The sequence below is a fragment of the Subtercola sp. PAMC28395 genome, from assembly GCF_018889995.1.
Classification (GTDB): Bacteria; Actinomycetota; Actinomycetes; order Actinomycetales; family Microbacteriaceae; genus Subtercola.
Genome location: NZ_CP076547.1, coordinates 798,834 through 815,413, shown reverse-complemented (window position 1 = coordinate 815,413; position 16,580 = coordinate 798,834). Strand labels below are relative to the sequence as shown.

General features: G+C 64.9%; 14 protein-coding genes and 1 tRNA gene. 11 read left to right on the top strand and 4 right to left on the bottom strand.

The genetic code is table 11. The annotated features are described in order from the left end of the window. Positions 1 to 31 precede the first annotated feature (31 nt). The 5 genes from KPL76_RS03925 to KPL76_RS03905 all read left to right on the top strand — a co-directional run bounded on the left by KPL76_RS03925 (position 32) and on the right by KPL76_RS03905 (position 2,923). Complete coding sequence (locus tag KPL76_RS03925; protein ID WP_216335213.1) at positions 32 to 295, top strand: WXG100 family type VII secretion target; 264 nt, start codon at positions 32 to 34, stop codon at positions 293 to 295. 94 nt (positions 296 to 389) lie between these two features. After that, positions 390 to 1,490 (top strand): WXG100 family type VII secretion target, encoded by a 1,101-nt coding sequence (locus tag KPL76_RS03920; RefSeq protein WP_216335212.1) that lies wholly within the window; start codon positions 390 to 392, stop codon positions 1,488 to 1,490. A 68-nt stretch (positions 1,491 to 1,558) separates the two neighbouring features. Further along, positions 1,559 to 2,305, top strand: coding sequence for a hypothetical protein (locus tag KPL76_RS03915; protein WP_216335211.1), 747 nt, complete (start codon positions 1,559 to 1,561; stop codon positions 2,303 to 2,305). After that, positions 2,305 to 2,625 (top strand): hypothetical protein, encoded by a 321-nt coding sequence (locus KPL76_RS03910; RefSeq protein WP_216335210.1) that lies wholly within the window; start codon positions 2,305 to 2,307, stop codon positions 2,623 to 2,625. The genes KPL76_RS03915 and KPL76_RS03910 overlap by 1 nt, the downstream gene beginning before the upstream one ends. Before the next feature lie 213 nt (positions 2,626 to 2,838). After that, positions 2,839 to 2,923 (top strand) — tRNA-Ser (locus KPL76_RS03905). A 23-nt stretch (positions 2,924 to 2,946) separates the two neighbouring features. Here KPL76_RS03905 and KPL76_RS03900 read toward each other — a convergent pair. The 3 genes from KPL76_RS03900 to KPL76_RS03890 all read right to left on the bottom strand — a co-directional run bounded on the left by KPL76_RS03900 (position 2,947) and on the right by KPL76_RS03890 (position 5,636). Further along, positions 2,947 to 4,323, bottom strand: coding sequence for an NADP-dependent succinic semialdehyde dehydrogenase (locus KPL76_RS03900; protein WP_216335209.1), 1,377 nt, complete (start codon positions 4,321 to 4,323; stop codon positions 2,947 to 2,949). Positions 4,324 to 4,403: 80 nt separating this feature from the next. After that, positions 4,404 to 5,066, bottom strand: coding sequence for a GntR family transcriptional regulator (locus KPL76_RS03895; RefSeq protein ID WP_216335208.1), 663 nt, complete (start codon positions 5,064 to 5,066; stop codon positions 4,404 to 4,406). Between the two features lie 42 nt (positions 5,067 to 5,108). Further along, positions 5,109 to 5,636, bottom strand: a complete 528-nt coding sequence (locus tag KPL76_RS03890; RefSeq protein WP_216335207.1) for a VOC family protein — start codon at positions 5,634 to 5,636, stop codon at positions 5,109 to 5,111. Between the two features lie 160 nt (positions 5,637 to 5,796). Here KPL76_RS03890 and KPL76_RS03885 point away from each other — a divergent pair, with 160 nt between their 5' ends. Next, positions 5,797 to 7,983: a thiamine pyrophosphate-dependent enzyme gene (locus KPL76_RS03885; RefSeq protein WP_216335206.1), complete on the top strand. Its 2,187-nt coding sequence runs from the start codon at positions 5,797 to 5,799 to the stop codon at positions 7,981 to 7,983. Next, the gene (locus KPL76_RS03880) at positions 7,983 to 9,416 is read left to right on the top strand and encodes a dihydrolipoamide acetyltransferase family protein (RefSeq protein WP_216335205.1); all 1,434 of its coding nucleotides are present in this window, start codon (positions 7,983 to 7,985) and stop codon (positions 9,414 to 9,416) included. The genes KPL76_RS03885 and KPL76_RS03880 overlap by 1 nt, the downstream gene beginning before the upstream one ends. A gap of 80 nt (positions 9,417 to 9,496) precedes the next feature. Here the strand turns inward: KPL76_RS03880 and KPL76_RS03875 are convergent, their stop codons facing one another. Further along, a complete protein-coding gene (locus KPL76_RS03875; RefSeq protein WP_256438739.1) occupies positions 9,497 to 10,411 on the bottom strand; it encodes an NAD(P)-dependent oxidoreductase in 915 nt (304 codons plus the stop codon). Between the two features lie 145 nt (positions 10,412 to 10,556). Here KPL76_RS03875 and KPL76_RS03870 point away from each other — a divergent pair, with 145 nt between their 5' ends. The 4 genes from KPL76_RS03870 (at position 10,557) to KPL76_RS03855 (ending at position 16,544) form a co-directional block, all read left to right on the top strand. Then, the gene (locus tag KPL76_RS03870) at positions 10,557 to 11,597 is read left to right on the top strand and encodes a ketopantoate reductase family protein (protein WP_216335203.1); all 1,041 of its coding nucleotides are present in this window, start codon (positions 10,557 to 10,559) and stop codon (positions 11,595 to 11,597) included. A 130-nt stretch (positions 11,598 to 11,727) separates the two neighbouring features. Then, positions 11,728 to 12,753, top strand: a complete 1,026-nt coding sequence (locus tag KPL76_RS03865; RefSeq protein ID WP_253202158.1) for an ABC transporter permease — start codon at positions 11,728 to 11,730, stop codon at positions 12,751 to 12,753. 61 nt (positions 12,754 to 12,814) lie between these two features. Then, positions 12,815 to 13,930 carry a substrate-binding domain-containing protein gene (locus tag KPL76_RS03860; protein ID WP_216335202.1) on the top strand — a complete coding sequence of 372 codons (1,116 nt, stop codon included), beginning with the start codon at positions 12,815 to 12,817 and terminating at the stop codon, positions 13,928 to 13,930. 100 nt (positions 13,931 to 14,030) lie between these two features. Next, positions 14,031 to 16,544 (top strand): ATP-binding cassette domain-containing protein, encoded by a 2,514-nt coding sequence (locus KPL76_RS03855; RefSeq protein WP_253202157.1) that lies wholly within the window; start codon positions 14,031 to 14,033, stop codon positions 16,542 to 16,544. The last annotated feature ends 36 nt before the right edge of the window (positions 16,545 to 16,580 follow it).

Below are 16,580 nucleotides of genomic sequence, written 5' to 3'. Positions count from 1 at the left end.
AGACGAAACACAAGAAAGAGGAGAAGGAACCATGGCAGTTTGGGGTCTTGACGTCGAGCAGGTTCGGCAGCTCAGCAGTCAGCTCAACCAGAAGGCGGGCGACATCGAGGGCGTGTTGAGCACGCTGACGGCGGCGCTCGGCAACACGCAGTGGACAGGGCCGGACTCGGAGCAGTTTCGCCAAGCATGGTCGGGCGAGTACACCTCGCAGCTGAAGCAGGTCGTCGCAGCACTGAAAGACGCCTCACAGAAAGCCTCGAAGAACGCTCAAGACCAGGAGACGGCTTCGGCGTAGCTCTTGTTCGGTTGTGGGGCCGGGCTCACCGCTTGGCCCCACAACCGGCACCCTCAATTTTTCGCACCACCACCCCCCGAGACGAGGATTTTGCATGGCAGGTGCATATGGGGCCGATGTGGCCCAACTGCGCGAACTGGCGCAGAGGTTCGACCAGCTCGGCGACAAACTTGATGCCGCCAGACTGACCGTCGGCCACCAGATCCAGATCAGTGCGTGGGTCGGGCCGGTTGCGGTGCGGTTTCGACACTCCTGGGATTCCGAGTACAGCCGCAATGTTTCGGCGGCCGCCAGGTTGCTGCGCAACTCGGCGACTAATCTCCGCACGAACGCCGACGAGCAGGATCAGGCTAGCCGGGCATCCGGAGTCGGGGGTTCTGCGGGCGGTGCCGGCGGGCTCCTCGATGGTTGGAGCCGGATACCCGAAGAGGTCGGCGGCATGATCGGAGTGGGCGGGGGCATGATCAAGGCCCTTCTGACCAACCCGACGTTTCTCGCGGGCAAGAAGACTTTCGACAATATGTACAACATGGGCGGGGTGAAAGACCTCATCGACACGATCGATGCTGGGAGCAAGCTTCAGCGGTGGGTTAGCCTGCACTTCCTCGAGGATGGTCTCAAATCCAGCAAACTTGCTAAAGGCTTCGACACGCTAACGGATTTCGTTGATGGCAAGAACTGGGAGGCCATGACCCAAGACGTGAGTCGGATGCTCGGCGACAGCGCCTTCGCAGGCAAGCTCGGTTCGGCCGCCTCTGTTCTGGGCACTGTAGGTAAGGTGCTCGGCCCGCTGGGCGCCGTCGTCGGTGTTATCACCGTCGGCTCTGACATCGCGAACAAGCAGAACGGCAGGGCGGTCTACGACGGGATCCAGACGGGGCTCGGTGTGGTGGCAATGATCCCGATCCCTCCGGTTGATGCGATTGCGGGGCTCGCCTCGGGAGGAATGGCATTGGGTTCGCTCGCCTACGACAAGGTTCCGGCGTTCCACAGTTTCGTCGACGAATCGAATGAGAACCTCAGAGTTGGCGGCCAGGTGACGAGCAGAATGATCGGGGATGCAGCCAACTCGACCGGAAAGGCGATCGGCGACGGTGCCTCAGCAGCCGCTCACGGTGTTGAATCGGCCGCACACGGCGCTGAGGACTTCGCCAACAGCGTCGCGAAGAATGCACGAAAGGTCTGGCCCTTCTGATGGATTTGGACAGACAGAATTCATCAGCTAGTGAGCATGAAGCCAGTGAGCAGCAAGAAGGAGCGAGAATGACCATGTTCGATGCGAGCCACACCGAGTCGAGCCCGACTGAAGCAGTCGTCGCAGAAGCGAGCGCCCGAGACGTGGGCACTGTTGACGTGGGCACCGTTGAATGGCCGGATGAGGTCGTCGGCTTCGGCGCCGCTGAGATTGCGTACGCGATTTCGCTGACGGCGGGCATCCGGAGACAGAAAGCCCTCGAGTTTCTCCAGGTCAACGAAGATTTTCTGACCGAACAGATTGTCGCTGTCGGGGCGTCGAGCCTGGTTGCTCGGGGTGAACTTGTGCTCGAGGGTGATTTGCTGGTGCCGCGAGGAGGGATTCGGCTGCTCGCTGCGACGCTACAGGTCGCTGCTCGTTGGACGGAGATCGCACTGATTACGGAAAACGGCGCCGAAGCGGCGCTGTACCTGCAGGCACCCGAGCTGTCGATCTTTCTGCAGCCGACGGCCCTCGGATCATGGGAGATGGTCGTCAAGGAGCCTTCGGCACCCGACGTAGCGTTTCTGAAGCAGGTCATCGACGGCAGCGTCGCGCGGCACCCGCTCGGCGTTGTGTATTTCGGTAGCGAGGCGAGTTCGGGCTCCAGCATCTTTGCCAAGAATCACCTGTTCGTGCGCGCTCAGGACGATGAACTCTGGGATGTCGCAGACGTTCACGACCAAGACGACCAGCGGAGAACTGAAGGGGTCGACGCGGCTGGCCTTCTGGCGATTCTGGCGGATTTCGTGCGAATAAAGGAGAGCGTCGAGTGATGAGGCGCACGCAGCTCGGTGAGCTTCCGCGGGAACCATTCGCTTGGATGGGCAGCGACAACACGACCGGGCCCTACCGTGTTTCGCTCAAGAGCCCTCGGAGTGGGGCGCTGTTCGGGGGCATGTTCCTTACGGGCAGCGCGTTCGTCGGTGCACTTGTGCTGCAAGACCCGACTCCCGGAGCGATCATCGCGGGGACTGTTGTGACCGTCATTTTCGCCGGCCTTGGCATTTTCTTGCTGGTGATGGCCGTTGCCCGCCGCCGATGGATCGTCGCGTGCCGGCGGGCGTCTTCGCAATGGGCAATTGGGCTTGTCTGAAGGGGCGCCGAAGCATCACAGAGAGGTGTTCGAGTGGGCGGGTTCGGCGCGCACCAACTGTTCGCGGGCGACTAATAACCCATAAGCACTTTCTTGGGCGTTTTTCTGCTCGCACAGGGGTGCCTGGCAGTCGGGCAGCGCTCGCGTTCGTGCGGTTGCACCCCCGTCGGGTAGGATCGACTCCTGTCTGTTGGCGTCTGACGCCGCGGGCATGGAGGGCTGTCCGAGTGGCCGATGGAGCCAGTCTTGAAAACTGGTGGGCGGAAACGTCTCGTGAGTTCGAATCTCACGCCCTCCGCAGAGAATGAGACCCACTCACAGCTACGCCTTCCAGACCGTCTTCAGGTTGCAGAACTCGCGGATGCCCGCCGCCGCCAGTTCGCGACCGTAGCCCGAGTCCTTGATGCCGCCGAACGGTAGCTCGGGGTACGAGACGGTCATGCCGTTGATGAACACAGCGCCCGCGTCGAGCTCGTCGACGAAGAACTGCTCGTCGTCGGCGTCGGTCGTCCACAGCGCCGAGCTCAGCCCGAAGGTGGTCTGGTTGGCGATGCGCGCGGCCTCTTCGCGGGTGTCTGCACGGTAGAGCGTCGCGACGGGCCCGAACGCCTCCTCGAGCACGAGCCGCATGCCGTCGTGCAGGTCGGCGATGACGGTCGGCGGGTAGAACCAGCCCGCGCCGTCGGGGGTGGTGCCACCGGCGAGGATGCTCGCCCCGTGCATCCTCGCATCCTCGACGAGTTCGGCGAGATCGTCGCGCCCCGACTTGGTGGCGAGAGGCCCTACCTGGGTGGCCGCGTCGAACGGATCACCGATCACGAGGGCAGCCATCTGCTCGGTGAAGAGCCGGGTGAAGGCGTCGTAGACGTCGGTGTGCACGATGAACCGCTTGGCGGCGATGCAGGACTGCCCATTGTTCTGGGTGCGCGCGGTCACGGCAGTGGCGACGGCCTTCTCCAGGTCTGCGCTCGGCATCACGATGAACGGGTCGGAGCCGCCGAGTTCGAGCACGGCCTTCTTGATGTTGCGGCCGGCGATGGAGGCGACCGAACGCCCGGCGGGCTCCGAGCCGGTGAGGGTCACGGCTTTGACGCGCCAGTCGTCGAGCACGGCCTCAACCTCTGCCGAACCGATCAGCAGTGTGGCGAACGAACCATCGGGAAAGCCGGCGCGTTCGAAGAGCGAGCCGAGGTAGAGCGCCGACTGCGGAACATTCGAGGCGTGCTTGAGCAGACCGGTGTTGCCGGCCATCAGGGCGGGTGCGGCGAAGCGAACGACCTGCCAGAGCGGGTAGTTCCACGGCATCACGGCGAGCACGACACCGAGCGGCTCGTACCGCGCGCCGGCCTGGGAGGCGTTGACCGCGGACGGGTTCTCGAGCGCCTCGTAGGCGAGAAAGCCCTCGGCGTGGTCGGCATAGAACCGCATGTTCTTGGCGCACTTCAGCGTCTCGCCCTTCGCCTGCGCGAGCGGCTTGCCCATCTCGAGCGTGAGCAGCCGGGCGACGTCGTCGACCTCCTGCTCGATGAGATCGGCTGCGGCGCGCATCCATTCGGCTCGCTGGGCGAAAGAGGTGAGGCGAAGTGCGCGATACGCGGCGTCAGCGAGGGCGATGCGCCTCTCGATCTCCGCGGCATCGTGCGGCTCGAAGGTCTGCTCGGTCACGCCGGTTGTGGGGTTGATTGTTGCGATGGCCATGGTGTTCCTCTTATCTGGCTGACGGTGTTGGCTGTTCGGTCATGGGGTAAGGCAGAGAGCTCGGATGCCCGTTCGTCTGTTCAGTCGAGCTCGAAGATCTCGGGGTGCCGGGCGAGCTCGAGCCGTGTGCGGCGAATGTGGCCGAGCAGCACGCGCCCCGCGTCATCGGTATCGCGCAGTTCGATCGCTCGCACGATCATGTGGTGCTCGTCGTGCACGATGCGGTTGCTGTCGCGATCGAGCCGCATCGAGTACGCGCGTCGGTAGTGCTGGGTCATGTTCCACAGCCGGCTCACGGTGTCACCGAGCATCAGGGTCGAGGCGCCCGAATAGCTGGCGAGGTGGAACTCGCGGTCGAGCATGAGAAACCGCGAGACGTCGTGGGTGGCCTCCATCTCGGAGGCGAGCGCATCGAGGTGCGCGATCGTCTTCTCCTCGAGATTCGGGATGCTGTACCCGAGCAGCAGCGGCTCGATGCGCTCGCGCATCTGGTACAGCTCGTCGCACTCGGCGAGGCTCAGGTGCGAGACCCAGGCCCCGGTGTTGGCGACCAGGGTGACGAGGCCCTCTGATTCGAGCATCCGTAACGCCTCGCGCACCGGCAGGCGACTCGCGTCGTGGTCTGCTGCGATCTGTTCCTGGCGAATGCGCTCGCCCGGGGCGATCTCACCGCGCAGAATGGCTTCGCGCAGCGACCCGGCAATGCGTGAGCTCGCGATTCCATCACGTGCGACTGCGGGCATCGGTGCGTCTTTCGGTGATCGGGGTCGATGAAGAGTGGAGGGTTATTCGGCCGGGCGGGCCGGGTGCCAGAGCACGACGGGGGAGTCGCGTTCGTAGGCCTTGCCGTTCGGGTAGCTTACGAGCTCGAACTGCATACCCCATGGGCTCAGAAAATACACCCATCTCTGCCCTTCGCTCGCATTGCGAGAGGCGGTCGGATCGCCGAGCACGCGAATCCCGTTAACGCGCAGGTAGGCTACAGCGGCATCGAGGTCGTCGACGTAGAACGCCAGGTGGTGGCCGCCGATGTCACTGTTGCTCGGCTGCGGAAGGGCGCCGTCGGCCGCTTCGTATTCGAACACCTCGAAGTTCACGCCCGTGCCGACCCGGTAGAAGGTGAGCCGGCGCATGACGGTGCGTGGATGAACGTTCATGTGTTCGAGCATCCAGTTGCCCTGTTCGTGCGCGAACGGGCCGAGGGAGTAGACGCGCTCGGCGCCGAGGATGTCGACGAAGAAGCGGTCGGCTTCGTCGAGGTCGGGAACGGTGAAACCGATGTGCTCGGTGCCGCGCAGGCCGGGCAGTGCCATTCGGGACTCCTTTGTCGGTGGTTGGATCCATCTTTGCCGAAATGAGGACGTTTCGCCAGCGATTTGTCTAATTCGCGTTGTAATTGGATTCAATCTGTGCGTATTCTTTCAGTACTGCGGCGCCGAGTGCCCGCAGACCCCGTCAATGGAGAGAGGGACGATGCCCAAACAGCGCCGATTGGATCCAGCACAGCCATGGATTCAGGTCACCACCACGGCAGCCGACTGGAAGGCCGCCGACCCACAGCTTCTGGCCGCCATGCTGGCCGAACTGCATCTCATTCGTGCGTTCGAGGAGACCGTGCTCGAACTCGCCGGCGAGAGCCTGGTACACGGGCCAGCCCACTCGAGCATCGGCCAGGAAGGCGGTGCCGTCGGCTCGATCGTCGGTCTGCGCTCGACTGATGCGATCAACGGTTCTCACCGGGGTCACCACCAGTTTCTGGCGAAGGCACTCACGCACGTCACCGGCTCATCGTTCGATCTGGCTGACCTCGTGACAGAGCCGGTGCAGACCGTACTGCAGAAGACGCTCGCCGAGATTCTCGGCTTGGCGCAGGGGTACTGTGCGGGCCGCGGGGGCTCGATGCACCTGCAGTGGTTCGAGGCGGGCGCGCTCGGCACCAATGCAATCGTGGGCGGCGGTGTGCCGCTCGGTGCCGGCAATGCCTGGGCCCAGAAACACGCAAAGACCACCGACGTGACCATCAGCTACTTCGGGGACGGCGCCGTGAACATCGGCTCGGTGCTCGAAACGATGAACCTCGCCTCGGCGTGGAAGCTGCCGTTCGCCTTCTTCATCGAGAACAACGGGTATGCGGTCTCGACGAGCGTCGCCGAGTCGACCGGTGAGCCGCGACTCTCGGCGCGGGGGCTCGGCTTCGGCATCCCGTCGTTCCGCGTCGACGGCATGGACCCGCTGGCTGTTCACCTGGTCACCCAGATGGCCGAGCAGATCATGCGTTCGGGCGGGGGCCCCACCGTGATCGAGGCCGAGGTCTACCGCTTCTTCCACCAGAACGGGCCGTACCCGGGCAGTGCCTTCGGGTATCGCTCCAAAGACGAAGAGGCGACCTGGCGCGCGCGCGACCCGCTCGAGCGTGTTGCGAAGGAGATGATCGCGCTCGGCCAGATCGACTCGGCCGGAGTGGCAAGCGTCCGTGCCCAGGCCCAGGCCGCCATGAAGAAGGCCGTCGCCGAACTCGTCGAGGCCGACCCGGAGGCGCAGGGCAAACGACGCATCAGGCCTGAACTCTGGCCCGACACCGACTTCGTGAACGTGGGTGTACGAGGCGACACCAGTGAGCTGGCGGATGCCCGGACCCTCGACCCTCTCGACTACACCGGTGAACTCGTGACCTCGAAATTCGTCGACGCCGTCTCGGGCGTGATGCGCCGGAGGATGGAGCAGGACGACCGGATCGTTGTGCTCGGAGAAGATGTGCACAAGCTCGCCGGGGGGACGAACGGCGCGACCAAGAACCTGAAGAAGGAGTTCGACGACCGGGTACTCGGCACCCCCATCTCGGAGAACGCCTTCGCTGGACTCGGCGGGGGCATGGCCCTCGACGGCCGCTACCGGCCCGTGGTCGAGTTCATGTACCCCGACTTCATGTGGGTTGCCGCCGACCAGGTCTTCAACCAGATCGGCAAGGCCCGTCACATGTTCGGCGGAGTGAACCCGGTGCCCCTGGTCTTGCGCACCAAGATCGCGATGGGTTCGGGCTACGGCTCGCAGCACCTCATGGACCCGGCCGGCATCTTCGCCACCAGCCCAGGCTGGCGTATCGTCGCCCCTTCGACGGCGGCCGACTACATCGGGCTGATGAACGCTGCCCTGGCGCTGCAGGACCCCGTGCTCGTCATCGAACACGTCGACCTCTACTCGCAGCTCGACGAGATCCCCGCCGGAGATCTCGACTACCAGCTGCCCTTCGGCAAGGCTGGTGTGCGCCGTGAGGGCAACGACGTGACGGTGATCAGCTACCTCTCGATGGTTCGCCATTCGCTCGAGGCGGTCGAGCTGACCGGGATCGACGCTGAAGTCATCGATCTGCGCTGGCTCGACCGGGCATCCATCGACTGGGAGACCCTCGGGCAGAGCATCCGCAAGACGAACGCGGTGCTGATCGTTGAGCAGGGTGCGCAGGGCACGTCGTACGGCGGGTGGCTCGCCGACGAGCTGCAGCGGCGGTTCTTCGACTACCTCGACCAGCCGATCGAGCGGGTCACCGGTGGCGAGGCGAGCCCGAGCATCTCGCGTGTGCTGGAGCGTGCGGCCATCGCGCGCACCGAAGAAGTCGTCGAAGGCCTCGAGCGAGTTCGACGCGGAATGGGAGCGAACTGATGTCGACGATCATCCGCATGCCGGAGGTCCTGGCCAATACGAGCGAGGCGTCGATTCAGACCTGGCTCGTGAAACTGGGCGACCAGATCGCTGTGGGGTCGCCGCTCGCCGAGGTCGAGACCGAGAAGGCCGTTGTGGAGTACGCGGCCGAGACCGGCGGCACCGTGCTCGAGCTGCTTGTCGCTGAAGGCGACACGATCGCTGTCGGGGAGCCGATCGCCGTCGTAGGTGAGGCGGGGGAGCAGGCCGCGACCCCGGCACCCGCAGCCCCGGCATCTGCGGCCTCAGGGACCTCTGCGCCCGCTGGCACCACCGCGGCGGAACCTCCCGAGCCCGAGACCGCTCCAGAGGTCGAGGCGCCAGCGCTCGAGGGCCTGCCGACGGAGTTGCCGCCGTCAGCTCCGGATGCTGTGGCAAAGGTCGGCCCAGACGATGAGGCCTCTCAACCCGCAGCGAGCCACGGCAGCGCTGGAGGCCGCCTCTTCGTGAGCCCCATCGTTCGGCGCCTGGCCAGGGAACGCGGTCTCGACCTCTCGCAGGTCGCAGGTTCTGGGCCCGGAGGGCGCATCGTGCGACGCGACATCGACAGTCTCGCCGCGACGGAGGTCGCCGCTGTGCCGACGCCCGAGCTTGTTGGCGAACAGGCAGCCGTTGCCGTTGCGGTTCCGGTTGCCGTGGCCGCGCCGGCCGCTCCGGCTGCTGCGGTGGCTGCTCCCGCTGCTCTTCCGACCCCGGCCTCAGCCGCACCGACCGGGGAGTACGAGGAGATCGCGCACACCGGCATGCGCCGGGCCATCGCCAGGCGCCTCACCGAGAGCAAGTCCACGGTGCCGCACTTCTACCTCGTCGCCGATTGCACCGTGGATGCCCTGCTCGAGCTGCGCGCACGGGTGAACCAAACCTCGCCCGTGAAGATCTCGGTCAATGACTTCGTGCTGAAGGCTGCCGCAGCAGCGTTCACCGACGTGCCAGAAGCCAACGCGACGTGGGGGGAGAACGCCATTCGGCGTTACTCCACTGTCGACATGTCGGTCGCCGTTTCGATCGACGGCGGGCTGGTCACGCCGGTGTTGAGGTCGGTCGAGAAGATGGCGCTCAGCGAGGTCTCGCGAACGGTCGTCGAGCTCGCCGAGCGCGCCCGCGCCGGGCGACTGAAACAGCACGAACTCGAGGGAGGCAGCTTCGCGGTGTCGAACCTCGGCATGTACGGTGTGACAGAGTTCTCTGCCATCATCAACCCGCCCCAGTCGGCGATTCTGGCGGTGGGCCGGGCTCGGCCCATGCCGGTCGTCGTCGACGGGGAGCTCGCTGTTGCCACGGTGATGACGGTCACGATGTCGGCCGACCACCGTGTACTCGATGGTGCGCTCGCGGCGCAGTGGCTCGCAGCGTTCGTTCGGCGCATCGAGAACCCGTTGAGCATTCTCATCTAGCTCGGCGAGGTGCGCGAGTACCGAAGCGGCCGGCACGGTCTGACCCCGTGCCGGCGCTGGCTCGATGCGTATTGGCCGCGTCAGGCCGAGCGGCCGCGCGTGATCTCGGCGATCGCCGACCAGTCGCGGTCAGCGATCGCAGGGTCGGCGAGGGCTGCATCGAAGAGTTCGTGCAGCACCGCTGCGGTCGGCAGCGACGCCCCATTGCCTGCGGCCGCCTGCTCGGTGAGCTTGAGATCTTTGAGCCCGAGCGCGACGGTGAACGACGGATTGTAGTCGCGCGCTGCAATGGCCCGGCCATACCCGGTGTAGGCGCTTCCGGTGTAGGCCGCGTCGGTGAGAATGTCGACGAAGGTCTGGCCGTCGACCCCACCGCGCTCGACGAGGTTGATCGATTCGCCCAGCGCCTGCAGGGTGTGGATGAGGTTGTAGTTGACCCCGATCTTCACCAGGTTCGCCGTGCTCGGCCGGCCCCCCACGCGCCACGTCTTCTTGCCGAGCACATCGAGGTAGGGTGCAGCACGGTCGATGTCGTTCTCAGGGCCGCCGGCGACGATGTTGAGTTGCCCTGCTGCTGCGACAGGAGGTCGCCCCAGTACAGGCGCTGCGACATAGGCCACCGAAGCGCTCGCGTGCCGCTCGGCGAGACGGTCGGCGGCGTCGACGCTCACCGTCGCCATATTGATGTGCAGGGCATCCGGTGGCGCGGCAGCGAGAACATTCTCACTGAACACGCTCTCTGCCGCGGAATCGTTCGCCAGGATCGAGATCACGGTGCCGGTTGCGAAGGCTTCGCCGACGGATGCCGCGGCCACCGCGCCCTGTGCGACGAGCTCGTCGACGGCGGCGGACGAGCGGTTCCACACGTGCACGGTGTGGCCCGCATCGATGAGCCTCTTCGCCATGACTGATCCCATGGTGCCGAGTCCGACGAATGCGATGTCTGCCATGAGGATGCCTTTCGAAGAGGGATGATGCTCGGCGTTCGCGCCGATTCGACAATCTACGCGTGCACGATTTGATAACGGTGTGCAGTTGAGCTTAACATCTGTGCATCGCTGGTATACAGTCGGATTCGCGGTTCTCTCCGGCGAGACAGGGTGCCGTGCAGCCCTTCATCGAGTACACAGGAGTACGCGCATGCCCCCCAAGAGAATCGCCTTTGTCGGAACCGGTGCGAACGGTGCCGCCATCGCAGCCGACCTCACCCGAGCTGGTCTCGACGTGACTTTCATCGAGCAGTGGCCGGCCCATGTCGAAGCGATGCGGGCGAATGGAATACGCGTGCAGATGCCCGCCGAGACAGTCGTCACGCCGGTCACGGCGATCCACCTCTATGAGGTTGCGCAGCAACGGCAACTCTTCGACATCGTCTTCGTGCTGGTGAAGGCCTACGACACCCGGTGGGCGTGCGAGTTGATCAAGCCGCTGGTCGCTCCTGACGGCCTCGTGGTCGGCCTGCAGAACGGCATGTCGCTCGACGACATCGCTGACGTCATGGGCCCGGAGCGAACCATCGGGGCGGTCATCGAGGTGGCCGGAAACATGTACGAACCGGGTATCGTCAATCGCCAGACCCCGCCGAGTGGTTCGTGGTTCGCGCTGGGTGCCTACGATTATTCGGCCCGGGGCAGGGAGCAGGAGGTGGCCGACGTCCTCGGCCACGCAGGCACCGTGCAGGTGTACGAGAAGGTGCGCGCGGCCAAGTGGGGCAAACTGATCGTGAATGCGGGCGAGCTGGTGCCGTCGGCCATCCTCGGAATGCCCCTGGCCGCCGTCGTCGACGTTCCGCGCATGCACGAGTTCATGCTCCAGGTCTGCCGCGAAGCCGCCGACGTGGCCGTCGCCTCCGGCATCGAACTCGTGCCCATCTTCGGCCTTCAGGATCTCGATCTGAGGGACTCACACAGCTACGGCAACTCGCTTCTGAATGCAGTGCTCGAGCGCTACTCCCTTCCCGACACGAAGACCACGGTGTTGCAGGACTGGATCAAGGGCAGGCGCAGCGAAGTACACGAGATCAATGGGCTCGTGGTTGAGCTCGGCCGCCGCTACGGGGTCGACACCACTGCGAACACCGTGACCGTCGAGGTCGCGCGCCGCATCGAGGCGGGCGAACTGAAGGAACAACCCGAGAACGCTACGCTCTTGACGGCGGTTCTGGCCCCCACCGCCGCATGATGAGCGGATTCTCATCGATTCGGCCCGTCTATTTGCGTTCGGTGCTTGTGAACGCAACAGAGACTTTGTAAAGTGACAGTGAACATCCACTCGGACACCGCAGTATGCGAGTGGCAACCCAGGAGAAATCATGGCTGACGCAATGACGCGCGACGCACCACGACTGACGAGCGCACGGTTCACCGTGTCGAAAGGTCTGATCACAGTCGGCAGTGCCACGGTGCTCCTGTTCGTGATCAGTGGACTGGTTGCCCCGTCGAGCATCTCGGGTACCTCCCTCTCGGGAATGCTGCCGATCGCCTGCGTGCTCGCGGTCGCGGGTCTTGGCCAGATGCTCGTGGTGCAGCAGGGCGGTATCGACCTTTCGGTGCCGGGCATGATCTCGCTCACCGCAGTGATCGTCACCCACAATCCCGACGGCAACGATGCTCTGCTGATTCCGGCGATCGCGCTCGCAGCGATGTTCGCCGTGCTGGCCGGTCTCGCCAACGGGCTCATGATCGGCAGTCTCGGTCTGAACCCGATCATCGCGACGCTCGGTACCAACGCGCTGCTGTACGGAGCTGACCTCGCCATCTCGGGCGGCAGGCCCCGCATCACGACCAAACTGATGCAGACGATTTCGGGCGGGCAGACCTTCGGTATTCCCAATTCGGTCTTCTTCGCCATCGGCGTGCTGCTCCTCGTCTCGCTGCTGGTGAAGAAGACGGTGGCGGGCCGCCGATTCGAGGCGGTCGGCGCGAACCCCGAAGCCGGCCGTGCGATCGGCTTGCGGGTGCGCAGTCACCGCACGCTGGCCTATGTCTGGGCGCAGTTGCTCTACTGCCTGGCCGGGGTCATGATCGCCGGCATCACCGCGCAACCCTCGGCCTTCGAAGGCGACAAGTTCCTCCTTCCGTCGGTCGCGGTCGTGGTACTCGGGGGCACCTCGCTCCTCGGCGGCCGAGGCTTTCCGCTCGCCACCGTCGTCGCGGCGGTCTTTCTACAGCAGCTCACCCAGTTCGTCATCACGCTCGGCGTCTCCACGGCCATCCAGACCCTTGTTCAGGCGGCAGCGCTCGGCGTTGGCGTCTCGCTGTACACCGTCAACTGGAGAGCCGTCTTCGCCCGTTTCGCACGCACTACCCACGCACCTGCGACCGCAGGCGCGATCTAACAGAACTTCGGTCGTCGGACCGGAGCGTGACAGAGGCGTCACGCCCACATTGGAGGAAGAAATGAAACCTCGCACCAAATTTGCATCCGTTGCCGCCCTGGCTGCGGCAGCGGCCCTCATCCTGACTGGATGCGGAACCGCGGGCGGCTCAGCGGCCGGCGGCAGCAGCGCCGCGGCTGGCGCAGTCACTCACGTCGAAGGCGCACCCTCGTGGTGCGGCACCAAGCCCATCTCGTTCGCTCTGCTCGACGGGTTCGGCGGCAACAGCTGGCGCCTCGTGACGACGGCTTCGGGTAAAGATGAGGCCTCGAAGTGCCCGAGCGTGACGAAGTTCACCTACGCCGACGGCCAGGGCTCGACCGAGAAGGCCAGCTCGGACATCAAGGGAATGGTAGCCAGCGGCGTCAACGCGATGGTCGTGTTCCCGGATGCAGGCAAGGCAGTTCTGCCCGCTCTCACCGCTGCATACACGGCCGGTGTCGTCACGGTGCCGTACCGTGTCGACCCGGGTGGAAAAGCGGGTGTGAACTTCGACACATGGATCGGCGACGACTTCGCGACCGACGGTAAGAACTGGGCGAACTGGATTCAGAAGAACGTACCCGCCGGCGGCAACATCCTGTTCCTCGGCGGCCCGGCCGGAAACAGCCAGAGCACAGACGAGTACAACGCCATGTCCTCGGCGCTCGGCAGCTCGTACTCGTTCATTGGTGAGACCCCGTTCCAGGCCACCAACTGGGACCCGACCCTGACGCAGCAGTTGCTGACGGCAGACATCGCCAAGTACCCGAAGATCGATGTGATCGTCTCTGACTTCGGCCCGACCCTCGTCAGCTCGTTGCCTCTGTTCCCGCAGAGTGGCCGCTCGATCCCGGCCCTGGCCACGTCTGACGGCAACTCGCTGAGCTGCTTCTGGGAAGACAACCACGCCGCAAACCCCGACTTCAAGCTGATGACGGTGGCCACCGGTAACGACAACGTTCGCCTGGCAGTCGACTACGCGGTGGCCAAGGCAACCGGTGGCGAGATTCCGACGGACACCTCGTTCAAGGGCCCGATCTTCGAAGACTCGGTCAGCCAGCAACCGCACGGCGTGCAGTGCGACAAGTCCCTTCCTGGAGACGTCTACCTCTCGGCCCAGATGCCCGGAGCCCAGCAGGCGACTCTCGGAAAGTAGCGCACCAGCGCCACACTGATCGATTGCCCTCGGTCGGGCCGGTCGCCTCTGAGCGACCGGCCCGACTGTCCTCCCACCCACGACATTTCAAAGGCGAACCGTGAACACCTTCCAGGAAACCGAAACCCCGACGCGCCCCGCCACTCTGGCGATGTCCGGAATCTCGAAGTACTACGCCGGCGTCGCAGCGCTGACCGAGGTATCCGTCGAGATCCGCCCCGGCGAGGTGCACGCGATCCTTGGTGAGAACGGTGCCGGCAAGTCCACTCTGATGAACATCGCGTCGGGCCAGACGCCCCCGAGTTCTGGTTCGATCACTATGGGCGGGCAGGTCTACGACAGCCTCACCCCGACCCTCGCAGGCAGCCTCGGTGTGGCGATCGTGCACCAGCACCCCGCGGTGCTCGGGGACATGACCGTCGAAGAGAACCTGCGGGTCGCACTGCCGAGCTCCGTGTTCTCTGGCCAGGGCGATTCCGACGACGTTGCCCAGTCGCTTCTCACCGGGGTCGGCCTGCACGTGCACCTGAAAGACCGCGTCGAGACCCTCACTCTTGCGCAGAAGCACCTGCTCGAGATCGCCAAGGCCTTTGCGCGCAAGCCGTCACTGCTGATCCTCGACGAACCGACTGCGCCGCTCGGGCGCGAAGCCGTCGACCTGCTCTTCGGGCGAGTTCGTGAAGCGGTGGCCGCCGGCACCTCGGTGGTATACATCACGCACCGCCTCGCAGAGGTACGCGAACTCGCCGATCGCGTGACCGTGTTGCGCGACGGCAAGGTGCGTGGCACTGCGATCGTCGACGAGATCACCGACGATGCACTGCTGGCCCTCATCGTGGGCCGCACGCTCGAATCGACCTTTCCGGCAAAGATCGACCTGCCGACGGATGCCCAGCTCAACTTCGATGTCGCCGGAATCTCCGGCCCGGGGTTTGCTGACGTCAGTATCGCCGGCCGCCGCGGCGAGATCATCGGCGTGGCCGGCGTCGTCGGCAACGGCCAGAGCGAGCTGCTTCGTGCGCTCGCCGGGCTTGAGAGCTTCGACGGCTCGGTGACGATCGGTGGCACGGCGTACACGCCCCGTGAACTGCTGCATCGCGCGGCCTTCATGCCGGCCGACCGTCATCGTGAAGGTCTGATGATGTCGCTGAACGTTCGCGAGAACGCAGCAATCTCGGCGCTGAAGAAGTTCAGGTCGACCTACCTTCTCAGCCGGAGCAGGGAACTCGACGCCGTGACAGAGTCGCTCACCGAACTGTCGGTCAAGGCGCCGTCGCTGGATGCACCGGTCGGCGCTCTCTCCGGGGGAAACCAGCAGAAGGTCGTGATCGCCCGCGCCCTGCTGTCCGATCCGGTGCTTCTCATCGCCGACGAGCCGACCCAGGGCGTCGACGTCGGTGCACGCGTGGAGATCTACCGTATTCTGCGGGAGGCTTCGGCCAACGGCATCCCGGTGATCATCGCCTCGTCTGACGCCAAAGAGCTCGAGGGCCTCTGCGACCGGGTCATCGTGATGTCGCGTGGTCACCTTGTCAGCACCCTCTCGGGAGACGAGGTCACCGAAGAGGCCATCGTCATGGCTGCGGTGAGCTCGACCACCCACACCATTCAGCTCGACATCGACGGCACGGGCAAGGCGCGGTCGACGGGGTTCCGTCGTTTTCTCCAGGGCGACTACGCCCCGTCGGCGCTCCTTGTCGCGGTGATCGTCGTTCTGGGCGCTTACGTGTTGACGCAGAACCCCCAGTACCTGGGGAGCTTCAACATCTTCTCGATGCTCATGACGGCCTGCGGCCTGGGGGCGATTGCCCTGGGTCAGACCATTCCGCTGCTTCTCGGCGGCATCGACCTCTCGGTCGGGCCCCTGGCCGGCTTTCTGGTCGTCATTGCCTCGTTCTTCGTCAATGACGGCGCATCTGCTGCGACGATCGGCCTCGGTCTCCTTCTGATGATCGCAACAGCGGCAACGGTGGGCCTCGTCAACGCGGTACTGATCCGCTACCTCAGGTTCACCCCCATTGCCGCGACCCTGACGCTCTACATCGCCCTCGGCGGGTTCGCCTTCCTGTTGCGTGACACGCAGGGTGGCTACATCAACACCGACTTCACCGCGAATCTCTCAACGTCTGTCGGGCCGATCCCGGTGGTCTTCATCGTTCTGGTGGCGATCGCCCTTCTCGCCGAGTACCTGCTGCGCAAGCGCCGCTGGGGGTGGAACCTGCGGGCGGTCGGCTCGAACGAGGAGTCGGCACGCAGCGTCGGCGTCCCGGTCAACCGCACGGTGATTCTCGGCTACGTTCTGACCTCGCTCTTCGTGTTTCTCGGTGCGATCATCCTGATGACGCAGATCGGCATCGGCGACCCCGCCGCCGGGTCGAGCTACACCCTCACCAGCATCACCGCCGTGGTACTCGGCGGAACCAGCCTGCTGGGCGGGCGTGGCACCTTCATCGGCTCGCTGCTCGGGGCCATCCTGCTCACCCAGGTACTCAATGCGACGACCGTGCTGGGGCTCGGCAGCGTCTTCCAGTACGTCTTCCAGGGCCTCCTCATCCTCATCGCGGCGATCGTGTACTCGGTTGCGCGCTCCCGCAGACGCAAGGCAGCGGCATGATCTCCGGCTGATCGCTGCACGGCTGCACGGCTTCAC

Excerpts from the sequence above, each read along its gene's own strand:
- KPL76_RS03925 (WP_216335213.1), top strand. The coding sequence starts at position 32 with ATGGCAGTTTGGGGTCTTGACGTCGAGCAGGTTCGGCAGCTCAGCAGT.
- KPL76_RS03920 (WP_216335212.1), top strand. The coding sequence starts at position 390 with ATGGCAGGTGCATATGGGGCCGATGTGGCCCAACTGCGCGAACTGGCG.
- KPL76_RS03915 (WP_216335211.1), top strand. The coding sequence starts at position 1,559 with ATGACCATGTTCGATGCGAGCCACACCGAGTCGAGCCCGACTGAAGCA.
- KPL76_RS03910 (WP_216335210.1), top strand. The coding sequence starts at position 2,305 with ATGAGGCGCACGCAGCTCGGTGAGCTTCCGCGGGAACCATTCGCTTGG.
- KPL76_RS03900 (WP_216335209.1), bottom strand. The coding sequence starts at position 4,323 with ATGGCCATCGCAACAATCAACCCCACAACCGGCGTGACCGAGCAGACC.
- KPL76_RS03895 (WP_216335208.1), bottom strand. The coding sequence starts at position 5,066 with ATGCCCGCAGTCGCACGTGATGGAATCGCGAGCTCACGCATTGCCGGG.
- KPL76_RS03890 (WP_216335207.1), bottom strand. The coding sequence starts at position 5,636 with ATGGCACTGCCCGGCCTGCGCGGCACCGAGCACATCGGTTTCACCGTT.
- KPL76_RS03885 (WP_216335206.1), top strand. The coding sequence starts at position 5,797 with ATGCCCAAACAGCGCCGATTGGATCCAGCACAGCCATGGATTCAGGTC.
- KPL76_RS03880 (WP_216335205.1), top strand. The coding sequence starts at position 7,983 with ATGTCGACGATCATCCGCATGCCGGAGGTCCTGGCCAATACGAGCGAG.
- KPL76_RS03870 (WP_216335203.1), top strand. The coding sequence starts at position 10,557 with ATGCCCCCCAAGAGAATCGCCTTTGTCGGAACCGGTGCGAACGGTGCC.
- KPL76_RS03865 (WP_253202158.1), top strand. The coding sequence starts at position 11,728 with ATGGCTGACGCAATGACGCGCGACGCACCACGACTGACGAGCGCACGG.
- KPL76_RS03860 (WP_216335202.1), top strand. The coding sequence starts at position 12,815 with ATGAAACCTCGCACCAAATTTGCATCCGTTGCCGCCCTGGCTGCGGCA.